Raw genomic sequence first — 18665 nt, 5'->3', positions numbered from 1 at the left:
ATCCAGAGGTCTTCTGCAACTCCATTTGGGGCACATACATCCACTTCTCCTTCTGGTAAAGTTATTCCCGGTAAATTACAATGGCAAAAAAACTTACCTGAAATAATGGTTGCTCATAATATCCCTTATGTTGCAACATCAATACCCGGTAAATGGAATGACCTTGTAAATAAAGTTGAAAAAGGGACAACTTTTGATGGTTTTGCCTTTATAGATATCCTTTCTCCCTGCCGACTTGGCTGGCCTCATGACCCAAAACTTACATTAGAAATTTCTCGTCTTGCAGCAGACACATGTATCTGGCCACTTTATGAAGTTGTTGAGGGAAAATACAAATTGACATATAAGCCAAAAGAGAAAAAACCAGTTATTGAGTGGTTTAAACTGCAAAGAAGATTTTCTCACCTTCTAAAACCAGAAAATAAAGAACTCCTTGACAAAATACAACAAGAAATTGACAAAAGATGGGAAGCACTTCTAAAAAGGTCTGAATAGATTCTAATTAAAAAGATAGATTAGTATAGAAACAAGAAATTTTTTTATATGCACAAGATTTATACTTATTTTTTAACCAAATAAAGTAAAATGGTAAGTCATCTGATAGAAATATTCAAGGATGAAAAACTTGTAGAAAAAGTAAAAATAGACAATAAGCACATTGAAACAGCACTTAATAAAACATAATTTGATTTTTACTCTTCTGTCAGTTAAAATAAAAATAATTAAAAAAATATAAAAAAACAAGCAAAAAGAAGAAGGGGGAAATGAACTCTCTATTAGTTGCAGGAATTGGGATTTTTCTTTTTCTCATTGCTTATGTATTTTATGGCAGGTATTTAGAAAAATTATGGGAAGTAAATCCTGATGAAAAAACACCTGCCTATAAAAAAGAAGATGGAGTTGATTATGTTCCTGTAAAACACTGGTCTATTCTTTTTGGACATCATTTCGGTTCAATTGCAGGGGCTGGCCCTATTCTTGGACCTGTAATTGCTGCTGTTTGTTGGGGATGGTGTCCAACTTTTTTATGGATTGTTTTTGGCTCAATTTTATTAGGTGGAGTACATGATTTTTCTTCTTTAATGGTGAGTATAAGAAATGAAGGAAAATCCATAGGAGATATTTCTTCTTCTGTAATAAGCAAAAGAGGGAAAATTTTCTTTTCTATTTTTTTATGGTTCACTCTTATTCTTGTTGTGGCTGTTTTTGCTGCTGTTACTGCTACAACATTTATTGAAGAACCAAAAATTGTTATACCAACTTTTTCTCTATTAATAATTGCAATATTTTTTGGTGTTGCTGTTTATAAATTTAATCTCCCTCAAATTCATGCAACTTTAATTTCACTTATTCTTTATGTCTTACTTTTCTTTTTAGGAAGCAGGTATCCTGTTGTTATAAGTCCTGCCTATGCAACAAAAGCGTGGATTGTAATTCTACTTCTTTATTCTCTTATTGCAAGTGTATTACCTGTTAATTTATTACTTCAACCAAGAGATTATCTTTCTTCTTTCCTTTTATTTTTTGGTTTGCTTTTTGGCTATTTAGGACTGGTAATTACACATCCACAAATTCACACTCCAAACTTTGTTTCATATTCTTCTTCAAATGGTCCACTTTGGCCCATGATGTTTGTTATTATTGCCTGTGGTGCGATAAGTGGTTTTCATTCTCTTGTTTCAAGTGGAACAACCTCAAAACAAATTAATAATGAAAAATATGCAAAAAATATTGGTTATGGGGCTATGCTTGTAGAAGGGGTTTTATCAATTCTTGCTTTAATATGTGTTACTGCGGGTCTTTATTGGAATGAACCAAATTCTTTACTTAATTATCCCTCTCTTATGAAAGGGGGGAACTGGATAGGAACATTTGCACTTGGATATGGACAGGTAACATCCCCAATTTTTGGTTCAAAATTTGGAACTATGCTGGCAATTGTTATAATAAATAGTTTTGTTTTAACAACTCTTGATACTGCTACAAGAATAACAAGGTATATTTCTGAGGAATTGTTTGGTGATACATTTAAAATAAATATTTTTAAAAATAGATATTTTGCCACTATTTTTATAATTATAATTGCTGGATATCTTGCTTTTGGCAGTTGGCAGAAAATATGGCCTGTATTTGGTGCCTCAAATCAACTCGTTGCAGCAGTTGTTCTTCTTATATGTGCTTTATACCTTTCTGAAAGAGGAAAGAACTCAAAAGTTCTTTTTTACCCTTCAATATTTATGTTCTTAACAACAATTGTTGCTTTAATAATTCAGGCAAAGGATTTTTATTTAAATAAAAAACTTCTTCTTGGAAATATTGCCTCTATAATTGTTCTACTTGCATTATTCTTTATAGTTGAGAGCATCAGGGAAAAACGAAACCATTGATTTTTTTTATCTCTATGAAACAATCTAAACCCTGAGAGTATTCTTAATATCACTGGATATTTTTAAAAATTTAATAGCAAAAAATGCTATAAATTCATTTTATTGTGAATTCATAACAGGAAGAAGGAGTTGTTTTTAATCTGAAAATTTTTCCCTCTCCTATTCCTAATTTTTTACCATTTTTCTTTATACAAAATTTCCTTGCGGGTTCAGGGTTCACAAGTAAAAGTTCTTCTCCTTTAATACTTTTTACTACTATCTTATTTACAACTCCATCCTTCATATAAGCACTAATTAAAAATGCCCTCTCTGCTCTAAAATTCTCAAATTTCACTTCTTTCCATTCCTTTGGAATAGCAGGAAACACTCTTATTTTTTCACCACAACTTTGTAAAAGCATTTCGTTTAATGCAGAAATAAAATTAGATGGAAATTCTATACCAAATACTGAATAGTTCCATGGCACCAATTTATATAATTTACGAATACCATCATTTAGAGATGTATCACGCCAGCCAATAGATATTCCTGTAGAATAAGTTCCAATTCCCTGTGGAGTAATATGTTGAGCCCATCTTTTTATATACCCATAAGACAATTCTGATATGCCAAGACGGGATGCAACCACAGATTCAGTTAATAACCAGATTCTCGCATGATGTTTTCCAAGACTATAAAATGTTCTTTTACCCAGTTCTAATAGTTCATCAGGACTATCCTGAGTAATATCTCCTATTGGATAAATAGGGGCAATCCTCAAATCATCAGTAAATATGCTTTCTTTCTCGTACAACTCTGGCCATTCCTGATAATCTACTATTGCTCCATCCCATGTAGGATAATCAGGTAGCCCGGATAATATTTCTTCCCATTTTTTTATATCTTCTTTATCCTTTCCCAGAATTTTTGCTGCCTTTATTAAAGCACCAAATAAAAATCTCAATAATCCTATATCAATTGCAGAATCTGTTCCCCACGCTTTCATACTATTCTCACCTGTTTCAGGAAGATACGATGGCCATAGATGATATTTACCATCTTCTCTTTTTTCTCCTAAATATTTTTCATAAAATATTCCACATTCTTTCATAAATGGATATGCTTTCTCTTTTAAAAAGTCATTATCCATAGTGAACCGATATTTCCACCAGAAAAGTAATGATATCCAAGCTGAGGTACCTTCCCAATGTGATACAGGAAAATATCCTCCCATATTTTCTCCTTTTGGTCCAATACTTCCTGGAAAAGATATTCCATCCCATCTATAAAATTTCTTTGTTTGCTTACGAATTTCAGGTAGTACTGAAATAAAAAAATCATAATAAATATCTGCTAATTCTATATGATTTGATGAAAAAAGTGGTTCTAATACCGCCTGTAAATTTCTATCAAGATGATAGTCCCCACGCCAGGGAGTAATATCATGATATGTCCATAATCCATATAATCCAGGTGCTTGATTTGCATATTTTAATGTTGAATTCAAAAAATATTGACTGATATACCATATATGTTCAAGCAATTTATCAGGAATAGTAATTGAGGACTGAGACCAAAATTTTCCCCATTCCTGTAAATGTCTGGTATTTAATAATGTATAGTTCTTTGATGAGTTATTTATTACCTTTGCAATTTCTTCATCAAGTTTTTCTCTTTTATATCCAGATACTACTCCAAGAACAATAGTAATCTCATTTTTACCATCAGGGTGAATATCTACTTTCCCTTTTCCTGTATCTATTGATGAAAAAATACCTTCTTTTTCTTTAATACCAACCTCAAAATATAAACCATCAGGAAATTTACCAATCATTTTGAATAATTCTTTATTTCCTGCATATTCTATTTTTATTTTTTCAGAAGGAATTTCTGATTTAATAAGTTCAGGTATTATTGATAAACCATCACGATTCAAAAAAATAGAAAATGGCTCTAAATTCTTACCTTTTATTTTAACAAACATTATTGGTAATTCAGGAGGAATAAATACTTCAATAACTCTTTTTTTCTTATTATAAGAAAATTCAATAAATGTTTTCCCAATTTCAGGACTTAATCGTTGACAATATCTTCCAGCATCTGATTTAAAACTTATTTGCATCCTTCCACATGTTTGAGGTGCAGGATATGGATATTTACTACTATGGTCTTCTGTCTCTTTTACAAAATCTTTATATGCTTTCTCATTTCTCTTTTTTAAAAGATTTTTTAACTGATTAAATTTTAATTTGCCTTCTGGGTCAAATTCCTTATATCTATAATCCCAGACATCACTTCTATTTAAAGTGAAACTTAACATACTTGGGTCTCCATAAATTATTGAACCTAAAAATCCATTCCCAATAGGTATCCCTTCACCCCAATCTCTTGCAGGGTAATTCAAAAAAACATCATGACTTTTACTCTGCAAAATTTTACCTCTCTTCTTTTTTTTTGCTATTTCATCAGGCATTTTCATCTCCACTTTTTATATCCTCAATTATTTTCATATTGTAAATACCATCAAAAAATGAAGGAATTGCAGGGCTATTTTCATAAATTGATTTAATGAAACAATATATAGAATGAATATGCCCTCTTATCCAGCCAGTAGTAAATTTAGGTCCAGGAAAATTGCTTTCAGGATAATTTCCAAGAGTTGGTATTTTCTTAAAACCACTTTCTGTTTCTTTTCTATTATAGAAGTTCAGATAATTTGGTTGAGTTGAGTTATATCTTATTGCTCCTTCTGTTCCATATATTTCATATTTTAACTCATCCTCTGTTCCTGTTGCTATTTTTGATGCTTCAATAATACCAATTGCCCCATTTTCCATTTCAGCATTTATAACAATATGGTCTTCAACCTCAACTTTTACAATTTTGCCATTTTTCGTCTTTCTTTCAGGATAGAGAATTTTACTTTTGCCAGAGACATTTTTAAAATTACCTAAAAAATAATAAATTAAATCAATAACATGAGAGCCAATATCAAGTAATACACCTGCTCCTTTTTCCTGTTTCCAGCCAATTGGTTTATTTTTATCAACACTTCCAGAATGGTAATAGGCAATTCTAAAAATTGTGGGGTTCCCAATAGACCCATTTTCTATAAATTGTTTTGTTTTTATAGTTGAAGGGAAAAATCTATTATGAAAAACTACTTGATGGTTTTTATCAAAATTTTTTAATTTTTTTTCAAGTTCTAATGTTTCTTCTATTGTGCAAACAAGTGGTTTTTCACAATAAATATGTTTTTTGTTTTTTATCCCGTACATCAATTGCTCAAAATGATATATGTTGGGACTTGAAATATCAATTATTTCAATTTCTTTATTTTCAATAAGTTTTCTATAATCAGAAGTCGTTTCAAACCCATAGGTTTCTTTAACATTTTTTGCTGTTTCTTCTCTTGATGTTGAAATACCTTCAATTTCAACTCTAAAAGGAGAATTCGGGTAATAATATTTTAAATTTTCATATCCATAAGCATGAACTTTGCCTATAAATCCAAATCCAATAATTCCTACTTTATATGTTTTCATTTAATTTTCCTGTTGAATTTATTATAAACTTTGAAAAGAAAAATACAAAATAAGTTATGTATTTATTATTGAACAAATTTGAAAAATTATTTAAAAAAAATATAATTATTACGATACTTTAATTCACTCAATAATTGTATTTATTTATTTCATTAAAGAGATTTTAAAAAAATGATATTCCTTAAAATTCTACCTGTTTTTTTGATAATTCTTTTTGGCTTTTTTGCGAGAAAAAGAAAATATATATCTCTATCTACAATAAAAGAGATGTCAATTTCTATAACTACTTTTTTTTATCCATCTCTTATTTTCTCATCATTTCTAAATAATTTTACTACAAATGACATTATCAGTGGATGGCAATTACCATTAGGTACTTTTATACTTATGTTTATTGGTTATTTAACAGGTATTTTTGTTTCAAAATTTTTAGAATTCGGAACTGAAAAAGAAAAAAATACTTTCAGATTTCAATGTGCAATCAATAATTATTCTTTTTTACCAATTACTATTATTATTGTGCTTTTAGGAGAACAAAAGATACCCAAATTAATACTTTCAACTTTTGGTTCAGAAATTTCTGTCTGGACATTTGGAATTATTGCTTTAACAGGAAATAAAATAAGGAAAGGCTCTTTTAAAAATTTATTGAGTGTTCCTATGATTGCAATTTTAATTTCTGTTGTTTTAATTTTTATAAGGGATAGAAGTATAATTACAATTTCAAATCAATATTTAAAAACATTTTCATCTTCAATTTTAATTGCAACTGACCTTCTTGGAAAAATAACATCTCCACTTGCTTTATTTATTGCTGGATGCAGAATGGGAGATATAAAAAAGGAAGAATTATTTAATTTAAAAAATACTATTCTAATTTTTTTGAGATTATTTTTTATTCCCTCTATTTCAATATTTCTTTTCAACATACTTGGATTTCCATATGAAACAAAACTTATACTTTCAATCGTCGCAATTATGCCAACAGCAATTGCAAGCATTGTTTTAAGTGAAGCATATAATGCTGATTCAGAATATGCTGCTGTAACAACATTTCTTACTCACATATTTTCTCTTTTTACAATTCCTTTATATCTTACAATTCTTTGATGAAGATTCAGTAATTGACAAAAAAAGATGAATAGGATAAATTTTTACAAATGAAAATGTTAAATAATTTATCAAAATTAGAAATAATAGGTAATATGATGAAAAAACTATTATATTTTGTTTTTTTTATAGATATTTTTTTTATAAGTCCAATTTTTTCTCAAAATATATCAAAAATTCAAATGAAATTGAGTAATAATTGTCAAAATTTCTACCTCCTTAGTGCTCGACAGGTAAGTCCTGAAGTTAAGGAAAGAATCCAATCAATGAAAAATACACAACCATGGATTGGCATTATAATTACGGACTTACCAGATAATTCACAAATTAAAGGTGCCAAAGTTCAGCAGGTACTTAAAAATTCTCCAGCGGAAATTGCAGGAATAAATAATGGAGATATTATAATTGAACTTGCAGATAGACAAATTTCATCTGTAAAAGAAGTTTTTGAAATCATGCATAGTTTAAATGTGGATACAGAATATCCTGTTGTTGTCTTACGGAATAATATTAAATTAGTTTTGAAAATCAAACCAGTTGTAGTTCCTTCACAAACATTGGCTGAAAATTCTCCAAAAAATAATTTATTTTTCCCAATGAAAAATGAACTTACCGCCATAAATACCCTTAAATATGCTTTAATTGACCAAAAAACACATATAATTACTTTTATAGGTAGTTATGACCCAACTTATGCAACAGGTGATATACCATATGAAGATATTTTAAAAGATTTACTGGAAAATCCTTATCCATCTGTTTCAATTGAACCAACTCCACAGGAAGATGAAATACTTAAAAAAGTTGACCAATTGATTTCTCAGGACTTGAAAAAGATGGAAAAAGACCCTGCCTATACAGACCAAGAAATGCAAAAGTTGGTAAATCTTCTTTTAAAAGACCCAACATTAGAAACAGATAATCGCCGTTTCTTTAATAATATCGCATCTGCTGTGGGAATGACAGGTGATGAGTTCAAGAGATTATACAGAGCATCTATTGGAGAAATTGACCTTTCAGAATCCGAACTATTTCAGTTAGGAGCAAAATTATTAAAAGGAGCAGGTGCTCCAGAAGCAGCAAATGGGTTAATTGCAATTACTTCTGGGAATACCCCTGAGGAACGACTTTCAAATATGGCAAAAGCACTTAATATCTATGATAAATATCATGAACTTGATAAGAAAATCTTATTCCCAGAAGAATTCCGAAAAGAAGCGATTATTCTATGTATATCAGAACTGTGCAGAAAAATGGATGCTCCAGAAAATGAACTTCAAAAAATTATTTCTTCTATTAGGTCAGGTAGACAACCAGTAGATACAATTATTGACTATATGGGCAAGAGATTTACTTTCTTTATATCTGAAAAAATGGGAGAAAAAATGTTAAATGGATTAGTATTAGGTCCGGAATTAATTTCAAAATTGTATAATTTACCTATACCACAATCAGAACTTGTCTTTAAAAATGTAAAGGCAGGTTCACTATTAGGAGAAATTTTATTTAAAGCCGATTATAAGTTAAAAAATATTAATAATTTTCCAGATGTAAAGGAAAAATTCCCAGAACATTTAACTGAAATGGAGTTTATACAAAAGGAAGAAAAAGAGAAAAATTATGAACTACCTTTTGATATTGGGGCAACAAGTGGACATACATTAGTTCCAGGATATGTTGATATGAAAATTTCTAAGGATGGGAGTATTATTGTGTTTGAGAAGTCCGAAGTTAAAATAGTGGGTTTTTTAAAGAGAACATTTAAAAACCAATCACCAGAAACAACTAATTTTCTTAATGAGACGGCTAAAAAGTATGGAGAATTTCTAACCAAGAATTATGATGAATATGCAAAAATATTTCCTGAATTTCATATAATGAGAGAAGTTGCAAAACTTGTATGTTTAGCAAGATGGGCTAAACAAAACAATTATACTATTAATGTACTAAACACTTCTTCTATGTATTTTGACCAACCTAAAAATGTAAATGGGTTTTGGGCAATAACATTACAAATTACAAATGGTAAAGGTTCAATGATATTAATTCAGTCAGGAGGCGCAAGTTTTGGTCAGGAAGAAGGTGAAGAATGGATGAAAATTCAAACTGATGTTAATAGAACTTCAGATGTACTAAAACAATTAGCAGGAAGCGTAGTTCTTGCAGAACAGGCAGTAAATTCTGCTATAAATGGTAATTTAGAAGATGCAAGAAACCTTGCAGAAAGAAGTGCCCGTGCTATGACAGGAGAAATTGACCTTTCAAATTTACCACCAATTCCCAATATACCTATGCCAAATGAAGCAGCCCCATATGCTATAACCACCAAGGAAGCAATTTCTCAGATAAATGAATGTTTTGAAACTATAAGTTCTGTTAATAAAGACCTCCAATATGCAGAAACAATAATTACCACTTCACCAGATAAAGCAGAAGAAATAAAAGAAAAAGCAATAAAATCTCAGAATGAAGCAATAAAAAAACTACAACAAATCAGAGATAATATTATTCAGTATAAAAACAATCCTTATAAGGCACCTGATTTATTAATTACATTAAAAAACAATGCTATTGTTAATCCAATTAAAAATATCTCAATATCGGGTCAACAAGATACAAAAACTCAAAATTCATCTTCTTCAATTTCAGAAGAGGAAAAATGGGAAAAGAATTGTGTAAAATGGGCAGAGGAGTTAGATAAAGTAAATAAAGAAATATCTTCCACTCGTGAAGTATTATTAAAACTTATTCAATCAAGTCAATTACTTACTGAACAATTCAAAGAAATTGAAAAAGAAGCAACAGAAAAATATGAAAGAAGTATAAACAGGGTTGGAGATTTACTTATAGACATAGGTATTGAAGGATTACAGAATAGATATGAAACTATATATAAACTTGCGAAAAAATTACCTGATAAGCCAGATGAATTAATTGAAAAATATAAATATACCTGCTCTTTAATACAAAGTTTAAAAGAAACAAAAGAAACTAAAGATTTTGTGGACCTTTCTGAAATAGACCCCCGCTCATTTATAGAAACACTTGAGATAATAAAAGATGGGATTTCTCAAATAAATGGATTGCTTGAACTTGATAAAACTGTTCCAGGGGCAGTATGGAAATATTTATCAATTACAGCAGATACTACATATGACTTAACTGAGCAATATTATATGTGGAAAAATATAATTCTTTTGGAGAAAGGGACAGATATATATTCTGAAAGTATTAAAAAACTAACAAATAGATTACAGAAATTACAAACAAGTGCAGCAATTTTAAAACAAAAAATAAACTCTGAAAATTAGAAAAATAAAGGAGAAAAGTTATGTCAAATACAAAGAAAAAAGTAAAAGTAATTGCACATAGGGGTTTTTCTGGAAAATTTCCAGAAAATACAGTTGTTGCCTTCAAAGAGGCAGCAAAACTTGGTGTGGATGGTATTGAAATGGATGTAAAAATTACAAAAGATGGGACTTTGGTAATTCTTCATGATGAAAGTGTAGATAGAACTACAGATGGAACAGGGAAAATACAGGAGTTAACAATAGAACAAGTAAAAGATTTAGATGCAGGTTCCTGGTTCAGTCCCGCATTTAAAGGTACTACAATCCCTACTTTTGAAGAGGCATTAGATTCCATACCTGATAATATAGAATTAAATCTTCATCTTCTACCAAATCCTGTTATTACAAGAAATGTTATTATTACCTTAAAAGAAAGAAAAAGAATAAATAATTCTTATCTTGCAATTCATGCAAGTCAAATTCAATTAGCAAGAGAAATGTGTAAAGAAATTCGTATTTGCAATATGAGAACACAGACAAACCCTGTTGAATATATTGAAGAGACCCATCGTTTGAAATGCCCTATTTTACAATTTTTTACCCCATCTTATGAAGTAACAAAGGAATTAATTGATAAAGCACATTCCTATGGGATATTTGTTAATGTGTTTTTTGCTGATACAGAAAATGAAATGAAAAAACTTATTGAAAATGGGGCAGATGCAATTTTAACAAACAGACCTGATATACTTATTAGAATTTTAAAAGAAAAGTAAGAATTTAACTTCTATTCTATAACCTTCCAAAAAGATAAAGTGGAGGATAAGGGATTGTGCTTACACAAAGAAGTCAAAGTTCCTGCCGCACCAACTCTGCTTTGCTATACTTTGCCTCTTTAGTCGGTTTGACCCTTTTGCCCCCCAAGGGTTCAAACCCTTCTTGTAGAAGAGAAAGTGGAGGATAAGGGATTTGAACCCTTGACCCCCAGACTGCCAGCCTGGTGCTCTCCCAATTGAGCTAATCCCCCAATAACTTTATTATAATTTTTGTTTCCTTTAATGTCAATTTAAAATTGACAGAAACAAAGAAAATACATAAAATTGTATTAGTTCGCGAGACAAAAAATTGTATTAAAAAAGGAGTTAATATGGGAAAAAAGGTCTTATGTATTGGAATTATAGTAGGTGATTTTCTTGTAAAACCAGTTAGAAAAATGCCTGAAAAGGGTAAATTGAATCTTGTAGATAGGGCAGAATTACATATTGGCGGTTGTGCAGCAAATACGGGGATTGATTTGAAAAAATTAGGTTGTAATGTAGCAATTATTGGTAAAGTAGGAAATGATAATTTAGGTAAGTTTTTAATAAACAAATTAAAGGAAGAGGGTATAGATACAGACGGAATTAAAATTACTGATGAAATAAATACCTCAGGAACATCTGTTTTAGTTTATCCTGATGGAGAGAGGTCTTTTCTTCATTCAATTGGAGCAAATTCAAAATTGAGAATTGAAGATATTGACTTTGATAATATGAAAAATTTTCATATTTTACATATAGCAGGGACTTTTGTTATGCCAGAGTTTGATGGCAGACCAACAGAGGAAACACTAAAAAAAGCAAAAGAAATGGGGCTTATAACAGTTCTTGATACTGTGTGGAATGCAGAAGTTGAGCATCTTTCTTTAATTGAAGGAACATTAAAATATATAGATTATTTTCTGCCAAGTTATGAAGAAGCAAAGGTGATAGCAGGAAAGGAAAATGTAGAAGAAATAGGTGATTTTTTACTTTCAAAAGGAGTTAGGAATGTTGGTATAAAAATGGGAGAAAAGGGGTCCTATATTGTTAATTCAAAAGAAAGACATTATTTCCCTGCTTTAAATGTAGATGTTGTTGATACAACTGGCGCAGGAGATGGATATGTTGCTGGATTTATTACCGGAATTGTGAATAACTATAATTTTGAAAAATGTGGTCTTCTTGCAAATGTCGTAGGAGCAAAAATAACAACATCAGTAGGGGCAACTTCAGGAATTATTTCCTGGGATGACCTGAAAAATTTCTGGACAAAATATGGTATCAAAATTTAAATTTATTATATTACTTTGTTTCTTCTCTTCTTTTTTATATTCTTCTGAAATTGAAACAATTTATTATACAGCAGATGAAATGAATGTTAATTTCACTGAAAATGGAGAATTGTCTGGTATTTCTTTAATTGGAAATGTTGAAGTAATTTATAAAGATGTCCATCTTTTTTGTCAGCAAGCAGAGTTTAATAAAATAACAGGTGAAATTTCTTGTAATGGAAATGTGAAAGTAAAGGCAGAAATGGGGGAATTTGATGTAGAAAATGCAAAATATTATTTAGATAAGGATTACTGGATTTTAACAGGTGCATCATTTTCTTCTCCACCTTTTTATGGAAAAGGGAAAAATCTTGAAAAAAAAGGCAACTCATTAATTATAGAAAATGGATATATAACTACATGTGATTTAGACCACCCTCATTACAGATTTGGTGCTGATAGAATAACTTATGTTGAAAATGATTACATTAAAATAGAAAAGATGAAAGTTATTGCTGGAAATTATAATGTATTTTATTTCCCAAAATTCAAATATCATATAAAAGAAAAACAGCCATCAACACAGGCAAAAATTAGTTATAAAACAAGAATAGGAAGAAATTTAGAAGTTGATTTTTTCCAGAAAAATGAAAAAAATGATATTGACTTAAAAGAATTTTTTCATATTGGAAGTAAGGGAATAGGTACTGGGATAAATGCAAAATCCGAAGAAAATAATTTTAATTTCCAGGCATTGGGAATGAAAAAGTATGATGAAGATAAAGTTCAGCCAGGGGTAATAGGGAACTTCCAAAAAAATTATGAAAAACCACAAGGCAGTGGGGATATAATTTTTGACTGGAGATGGATGTATGATAATGATTTCTTTAATGATTTCTTTTCTGAAAAATATTATTCAAAATCAAAAACATATAACTACTTTTCAATAACTCATAACTATAACAATACTTTTTTTAATTTCAACATAAGAGAAAATGCCAGAGAAGAAATTTTAAGTGTTGAAAAATTACCAGAAATTCAAATTTTTACTCCTTATAAACAAATTTCCAATACACCCATTTTTTTCTCAAATAATTTTTCCCTTACAAATTTTTATTATAATAATGATAACTATTTTAGAGCAGTAGAAAAAATAATGTTTGAAAATAAAAATAATATTGGCTTTTTTACTCTTTCTCCCTTTATATCTTTTTCTGGAATTAACTATAATAACTCTTCCGATGACAAATTAAATTATATTTCAGAAGTTGGTATTAAACTTTCAACTGCTATGATAAAAAAACAAAACGAAAAAGAGACAATCTTTAATCCTTCAATATATTTTTATAACAGGACTACAAAATATAAACCACTTCAATTGCCTCCATTAAGTCCTTATGAAGAAATGGAAAACGGGAAATTTATGGAAGTTAATTTTGACTGGAATTTATTTAAAAAAAGTGAATATACAGGTAATATTTCTATTTCTAATGCCTATGACTTTAATAGAAATGAATTTAATAATACATACATTGATTATGAAATTAAAATAAATAATAATTTTTCAATTACTGGTGAAAACGATTTTGATTTTAATAAAGGAAGTTATGCCTTTGGAATAAATGACCTTATTTTTGAGAAAGAAAATTTTAAATATTCTTTTGGAACAAGATATGAAGAAGATAATGATATTTGTGGTATTGAAAACTGGGTTGAAAAAAAAATAAATGAAAACTGGAAATATCGTGTTGGTATTTATTATGATTTTGAGACAGAAAATATTCCTGTTCAGTCATATGAAATATGGAGAAAATTGCATTGTTTAACTATTGATTTTAAAATGAGTAGAGATAGAGATAATTTTTCTTTTTCTTTTTTAATTCTGCCAACTATATTTTTTGAACAAAATACTTGGAAAGAGAGGTATTCCCAATGGAGATAAAAAGAAAAGGTAATAGAAAAAATGATGAAATAAGAGAAATTAAAATTACAAAAAATTTTATTAAATATGCCGGTGGTTCCTGTCTTATAGAAATTGGAGATACAAGAGTTTTATGTACTGCAAATATTGAAGAAAAAGTACCTGCCTGGCTTAAGGACTCTGGAAATGGATGGGTTACAGCAGAATATTCTTTACTCCCATCTTCAACAAGTGAAAGAGTCCCAAGAAGTTCAAACTTTTCTGGTAGAAGTCAAGAAATTCAAAGGATGATAGGCAGGTCTTTAAGGGGAATTATCAATTTGAAAAATCTTGATGAGAGAACAATCTGGATTGATTGTGATGTTTTACAGGCAGATGGAGGAACAAGGGTAGCATCGGTCACAGGTGGATTTATTTCACTTGTTCTTGCTTTGAATAACTTAAAAAAAACAAATCATTTACGATTACCAATTATAAAGGACTATCTCGCAGGCATAAGCGCCGGAATAGTTTATGGAAATTATCTTTTAGACCTTGATTATTCAGAGGACTCTGTTGCGAGTGTTGATATGAATCTTATTATGACAGGAAGTAATGAATTTGTTGAAATTCAGGGAACAGGAGAAGGATATTCTTTCTCAAAAGAACAACTTGACAACCTTATTACCCTTGGTGAAAAAGGTATAAAAGAAATAATTGAGATTGAAAAGAAAATATTAAAAGATGAAATTGAATTTTTACTTGGCAACTAAAAACAGAGATAAAATAAAAGAAATTCAGGATATTTTAAAAGATACAGGAATTGAAGTTATAAAATGTCCTGAGGATATAATGTTCCCAGAAGAAACAGGAAATACATTTGAAGAAAATGCTTTTATAAAAGCAAATTATCTTAAAAATTTCCTTAAAAATAATATACCTGTTGTAGGTGAAGATTCAGGACTTATGGTTGAAAAATTAGGAGGACTGCCCGGTGTTAAGTCAGCGAGATTTTCTTCTACTTATAGAGATGACAGAAAAAATATTGAGAAATTGTTGAAAATGATGGGAAATATAAAAAATAAAGAAGATAGAAAAGGTAAATTTATCACTGTTATCTGTCTTATAGAAGACCATAAGAGAAAATTTTTTAAAGGTGAGGTTGAAGGTATTATAACATTCCAGCCAAGAGGAGAAAATGGGTTTGGATATGACCCTGTATTTGAAATTCCTGAAATTGGAAAAACATTTGCACAACTTTCAGTTGAAGAAAAGAATAAAATCAGCCATAGAAGTATTGCTTTCAGAAAATTAGCAGAATATTTATTAAAAAAGGCGGGGTAGCTCAGTGGTAGAGCAACCGGCTCATACCCGGTAAGTCTGGGGTTCAAATCCCCATCCCGCCACTTCTCTTCCTTAAATGGAGAGAAATTTAATAGGCATTAGAAGAAGAGTTTTTGCAGATGGGCAATTATATTGATGACCTTTCTATATTTAATGGTCTTTTAACTGACTGGTTAGTAGAGTATAATTTTAATAGACCACATCGTTCTCTTGATATGTTAACACCAATGGAATTTATTGAGATGAAAAAACAACAAAATTTGAATAAAAAAGTGTTACCGATGTACCCAACTCATACAAAAATTTGATATTTTTAAAAGTATGGTTAAAATTTTTTTAGATAAAAATTTTACAACCAATCAATAAAAACGAAGGAGCGATATGGATAGAAAGAAAATGCTGAAGTTTTTATGTTCTACTGGGCATTTGGGAACTGCCCCCATCAAAGAAGCAAGTTTTTATGCAGGGATAGAAGAAAATCCTGACTATATTATTGCTGATTCAGGAAGTGATGACGTGGGTCCGGGTGCACTTGGAGCCAACAAAAGTTTCAGTTCAGAAAGAAACCAGAAACATGATTTAGAACTAATGTTGGTTGAATCAAGGAAGAAAAATATCCCAATGATTATTGGCTCGGCTGGAGATTGTGGTTCAAAAGTTATGGTTGATAGGTATATAAAATATATTAAGGAGATTGCTTTAAAACATAAACTACCAAAATTTAAGATAGGATATTTCTATTCCGATTTAACAAAAAATTATCTTAAAAATTTGCTAAAAAAGGGGAAAGAAATTAAAGGACTGGATGGTAGAAAAAATTTAACCATGGGAGACATTGATAAGACGAATAATATTGTTGCTGTTGCTGGTATTCATCCCTATCACAAGGCATTGGATATGGGTGTTGATGTTATCATTGGAGGCCGTTCAGGTGATGTTGCTATTTTTGCTGCACCAGCAATAAGAGAAGGATTTCCAGAAGGACTTGCATATTGCCTTGGTAAAATAATGGAGTGTGCTTCTTTCTGTGCTGAACCTTACGGGGCAAAGGAAACAATTATTGGAATTATTACTGAGCAAGACATTAAGGTCAAGGCGATGCATCCAGAACAATATTGTACAGTTGCATCAGTGGCAGGTCATGCAATGTATGAACGGTCTAATCCCTATTTTGAATATTTTGTGGGTGGTATGTTGGATATGAGTAGTTGTCAATATGTTCAGTATGATAAAAAAACTTGTTGTATTACTGGTCCGAAATTTATTCCAGCAGAAGAAATAAGAGTTAAAATTGAAGGAGCAGGTAAAGTTGGTGAAAGGTATATTGGAATAGCAGGTATTCGGGATCCATATTCAATCAAAAATATTGACAGGGTTATTGCTTGGTGCAGAAAGCAAGTGCAGGAACAATTTCCAGGAGAAAAATATGAGCTTTATTTTCATATCTATGGGAAAAACGGAGTTATGGAAGAGTGGGAACCAGTCCGGGAAGTCAGATCACATGAGTTGTGTATAGTAGTAGAGGGAGTAGCAGCAACAAAGGAATTGGCAAAAGAAATCACTTTTTGTGGATGGATGCAACTTTTTTATGCCAGATTACCGGATGTAAAAGGAACGGCTGGTAGTGCTGCATTTATAACACATGAAACAATATATGACGGTGTTGCCTATGAGTGGACAATGAATCATACTATCCCGGTAAATAATCCAATGGACCTTTTTAAAGTTAAATTTACCTATTCCGATGAATAATATAAGGAGAATTTTATGAAAACTGTTAAATTAAGTGATTTAGCAAAGACAATTCGTAGCAAAAATGCAGGTACTGATAAAATTACCTTTGATATAATTTTTAATAGCGCTGATAACTACGAAATGGTCAGAAAGAGTGGTGTGTTAAGTAGGGAGAACATATCAAAACTTTATAATATTGACATTGGTCGCATAACAGATTTTGTTGAGTTTGATCCTGCTTATGCTATCAAATTTACTTTTTTGCGTAATAGACCGAGTGGTTCACCAGGTGAAAAGGATATTTTTGGATGCCAGCAATATCCACCTCTTCTTGCCCTGGAAATACCTATTTCAAAATGAGTCATTTTTCTATTGAATATGAAATAAGGGAAATACTCAGTCAGTGTGTACTTACTTAATTGCATTGACTGAAAAGTAAAGAGTAGCAGGCAATAAAAATAAAAGATTTTTATTTTTGAGTTTTGAGTGTGAGTATTAAAATTTTGTATCTGTGTGCTTCCATGTTGGGGATATGAACAGGGGTCAATAAAATCTTATGATATAAAGTATCTAACTAATATCTAATATCATAAAAAATGAATATTATAAGCAGTGGTTTGATAAAATAGAACGGCTATTAGTTATGCAAGTAGTGCAGAAATGATACCTACAAGAAATATACCATCATAAACACCTGCTCCACCAATACTCATAATTCCAGGATAATTACCCAAATTAGTTAGGTTGAGAAGGTCTGCTCCTATTAAAACACCAAGAACTCCTGAAATATACGCAACTGGGATTTTATTTCCAGGAGAAAAAATATAAGCACAGAGAACCGCTATTATTGGTGGAATTAAAGAAGGTATAACAATTCCCATTCCAGGAACAATTTTTGATATTTTAAAACAAACAATAATTGAAATTAAAGTCGCAAATAAAGTGGGAAGTGGTGGTGCCTTTGGTAGAAGATATATACAAAGAAAAAGTGGAATTATTGCTCCTCCTATATTTATTGCTATTATTTGTTTTGTCTGAACTTCTGGCATACCAAATGGATTGAAAATAAAGAACATTTCTCTATTAGGAACTACTCCTGTAACTTCTCTGGAAAAAAGAGGGATATTTATGGTACTGCCAATTAGAGATAAAAGAAATATTAAAAGAGCCATATATGGAGAAAGTCCTAATTTACTTAAAGCAATTTTTATTATTTCTACCTGAACAAGTAAAAAGAAAAAAGGCAGAAGTAAAATAAAAATCAAAAGTAGTAGTATTGAAAAAGGCAAAAAGAACATTATGTTT

The 18665-nt window shown here is 30.3% G+C and carries 15 protein-coding genes and 2 tRNA genes; 13 read left to right on the top strand and 4 right to left on the bottom strand.

All coding sequences use genetic code 11. The features are described 5' to 3' along the window. Both PLW95_01720 and PLW95_01715 read left to right on the top strand, forming a co-directional pair. Positions 1 to 495 (top strand): pyruvate ferredoxin oxidoreductase (locus PLW95_01720; GenBank protein ID HOV21386.1); only part of this gene is annotated, 495 nt, incomplete at its 5' end. Between the two features lie 269 nt (positions 496 to 764). Continuing rightward, positions 765 to 2387 carry a carbon starvation protein A gene (locus PLW95_01715; protein HOV21385.1) on the top strand — a complete coding sequence of 541 codons (1623 nt, stop codon included), beginning with the start codon at positions 765 to 767 and terminating at the stop codon, positions 2385 to 2387. Positions 2388 to 2481: 94 nt separating this feature from the next. Here PLW95_01715 and PLW95_01710 read toward each other — a convergent pair whose 3' ends face one another. Both PLW95_01710 and PLW95_01705 read right to left on the bottom strand, forming a co-directional pair. Next, positions 2482 to 4839: a glycoside hydrolase N-terminal domain-containing protein gene (locus tag PLW95_01710; GenBank protein HOV21384.1), complete on the bottom strand. Its 2358-nt coding sequence runs from the start codon at positions 4837 to 4839 to the stop codon at positions 2482 to 2484. Continuing rightward, the gene (locus PLW95_01705; GenBank protein ID HOV21383.1) at positions 4832 to 5911 is read right to left on the bottom strand and encodes a Gfo/Idh/MocA family oxidoreductase; all 1080 of its coding nucleotides are present in this window, start codon (positions 5909 to 5911) and stop codon (positions 4832 to 4834) included. The genes PLW95_01710 and PLW95_01705 overlap by 8 nt, the downstream gene beginning before the upstream one ends. A 171-nt stretch (positions 5912 to 6082) precedes the next feature. Here PLW95_01705 and PLW95_01700 point away from each other — a divergent pair, with 171 nt between their 5' ends. From PLW95_01700 to PLW95_01690, 3 genes are read left to right on the top strand one after another with little or no spacing between them, the layout of a single operon-like run. Beyond that, complete coding sequence (locus tag PLW95_01700; protein HOV21382.1) at positions 6083 to 7021, top strand: AEC family transporter; 939 nt, start codon at positions 6083 to 6085, stop codon at positions 7019 to 7021. 50 nt (positions 7022 to 7071) lie between these two features. Beyond that, a complete protein-coding gene (locus tag PLW95_01695; GenBank protein HOV21381.1) occupies positions 7072 to 10332 on the top strand; it encodes a PDZ domain-containing protein in 3261 nt (1086 codons plus the stop codon). Between the two features lie 20 nt (positions 10333 to 10352). Next, positions 10353 to 11087 carry a glycerophosphodiester phosphodiesterase family protein gene (locus PLW95_01690; GenBank protein HOV21380.1) on the top strand — a complete coding sequence of 245 codons (735 nt, stop codon included), beginning with the start codon at positions 10353 to 10355 and terminating at the stop codon, positions 11085 to 11087. A gap of 178 nt (positions 11088 to 11265) precedes the next feature. On the opposite strand, the gene PLW95_01685 is transcribed toward PLW95_01690, so the two are convergent. Next, a tRNA-Ala gene (locus PLW95_01685) sits at positions 11266 to 11338 on the bottom strand. A gap of 120 nt (positions 11339 to 11458) precedes the next feature. Between PLW95_01685 and PLW95_01680 the strand changes: the two genes are divergently transcribed. From PLW95_01680 to PLW95_01645, 8 genes are all read left to right on the top strand, one after another. Continuing rightward, positions 11459 to 12403 carry a carbohydrate kinase family protein gene (locus PLW95_01680; GenBank protein ID HOV21379.1) on the top strand — a complete coding sequence of 315 codons (945 nt, stop codon included), beginning with the start codon at positions 11459 to 11461 and terminating at the stop codon, positions 12401 to 12403. After that, positions 12387 to 14324, top strand: coding sequence for a hypothetical protein (locus PLW95_01675; protein ID HOV21378.1), 1938 nt, complete (start codon positions 12387 to 12389; stop codon positions 14322 to 14324). The genes PLW95_01680 and PLW95_01675 overlap by 17 nt, the downstream gene beginning before the upstream one ends. Then, a complete protein-coding gene (gene rph / locus PLW95_01670) occupies positions 14315 to 15055 on the top strand; it encodes a ribonuclease PH (protein HOV21377.1) in 741 nt (246 codons plus the stop codon). The genes PLW95_01675 and rph overlap by 10 nt, the downstream gene beginning before the upstream one ends. Continuing rightward, the gene (gene rdgB / locus PLW95_01665; GenBank protein HOV21376.1) at positions 15027 to 15626 is read left to right on the top strand and encodes an RdgB/HAM1 family non-canonical purine NTP pyrophosphatase; all 600 of its coding nucleotides are present in this window, start codon (positions 15027 to 15029) and stop codon (positions 15624 to 15626) included. Before rph ends, rdgB begins: the two co-directional genes overlap by 29 nt. After that, a tRNA-Met gene (locus tag PLW95_01660) sits at positions 15617 to 15688 on the top strand. The genes rdgB and PLW95_01660 overlap by 10 nt, the downstream gene beginning before the upstream one ends. 57 nt (positions 15689 to 15745) lie before the next feature. After that, a complete protein-coding gene (locus PLW95_01655) occupies positions 15746 to 15934 on the top strand; it encodes an integrase core domain-containing protein (GenBank protein ID HOV21375.1) in 189 nt (62 codons plus the stop codon). Between the two features lie 73 nt (positions 15935 to 16007). After that, entirely contained in the window at positions 16008 to 17378 is a 1371-nt protein-coding gene (locus PLW95_01650; GenBank protein ID HOV21374.1) for an acyclic terpene utilization AtuA family protein, read from the top strand. 15 nt (positions 17379 to 17393) lie between these two features. Then, entirely contained in the window at positions 17394 to 17720 is a 327-nt protein-coding gene (locus tag PLW95_01645) for a DUF4387 domain-containing protein (GenBank protein ID HOV21373.1), read from the top strand. 281 nt (positions 17721 to 18001) lie between these two features. Here PLW95_01645 and PLW95_01640 read toward each other — a convergent pair. Beyond that, the coding region (locus tag PLW95_01640; GenBank protein ID HOV21372.1) for a DUF1614 domain-containing protein at positions 18002 to 18665 on the bottom strand (664 nt) is incomplete at its 5' end.

Source organism: bacterium (genome assembly GCA_035370465.1).
Classification (GTDB): Bacteria; Ratteibacteria; UBA8468; order B48-G9; family JAFGKM01; genus JAGGVW01.
The sequence above is the reverse complement of the archived record's forward strand: the minus strand, read 5'-3'. Positions and strand labels throughout refer to the sequence as shown.

Excerpts from the sequence above, each read along its gene's own strand:
- PLW95_01715 (HOV21385.1), top strand. The coding sequence starts at position 765 with ATGAACTCTCTATTAGTTGCAGGAATTGGGATTTTTCTTTTTCTCATT.
- PLW95_01710 (HOV21384.1), bottom strand. The coding sequence starts at position 4,839 with ATGCCTGATGAAATAGCAAAAAAAAAGAAGAGAGGTAAAATTTTGCAG.
- PLW95_01705 (HOV21383.1), bottom strand. The coding sequence starts at position 5,911 with ATGAAAACATATAAAGTAGGAATTATTGGATTTGGATTTATAGGCAAA.
- PLW95_01700 (HOV21382.1), top strand. The coding sequence starts at position 6,083 with ATGATATTCCTTAAAATTCTACCTGTTTTTTTGATAATTCTTTTTGGC.
- PLW95_01695 (HOV21381.1), top strand. The coding sequence starts at position 7,072 with ATGAAAATGTTAAATAATTTATCAAAATTAGAAATAATAGGTAATATG.
- PLW95_01690 (HOV21380.1), top strand. The coding sequence starts at position 10,353 with ATGTCAAATACAAAGAAAAAAGTAAAAGTAATTGCACATAGGGGTTTT.
- PLW95_01680 (HOV21379.1), top strand. The coding sequence starts at position 11,459 with ATGGGAAAAAAGGTCTTATGTATTGGAATTATAGTAGGTGATTTTCTT.
- PLW95_01675 (HOV21378.1), top strand. The coding sequence starts at position 12,387 with ATGGTATCAAAATTTAAATTTATTATATTACTTTGTTTCTTCTCTTCT.
- rph (HOV21377.1), top strand. The coding sequence starts at position 14,315 with ATGGAGATAAAAAGAAAAGGTAATAGAAAAAATGATGAAATAAGAGAA.
- rdgB (HOV21376.1), top strand. The coding sequence starts at position 15,027 with ATGAAATTGAATTTTTACTTGGCAACTAAAAACAGAGATAAAATAAAA.
- PLW95_01655 (HOV21375.1), top strand. The coding sequence starts at position 15,746 with ATGGGCAATTATATTGATGACCTTTCTATATTTAATGGTCTTTTAACT.
- PLW95_01650 (HOV21374.1), top strand. The coding sequence starts at position 16,008 with ATGGATAGAAAGAAAATGCTGAAGTTTTTATGTTCTACTGGGCATTTG.
- PLW95_01645 (HOV21373.1), top strand. The coding sequence starts at position 17,394 with ATGAAAACTGTTAAATTAAGTGATTTAGCAAAGACAATTCGTAGCAAA.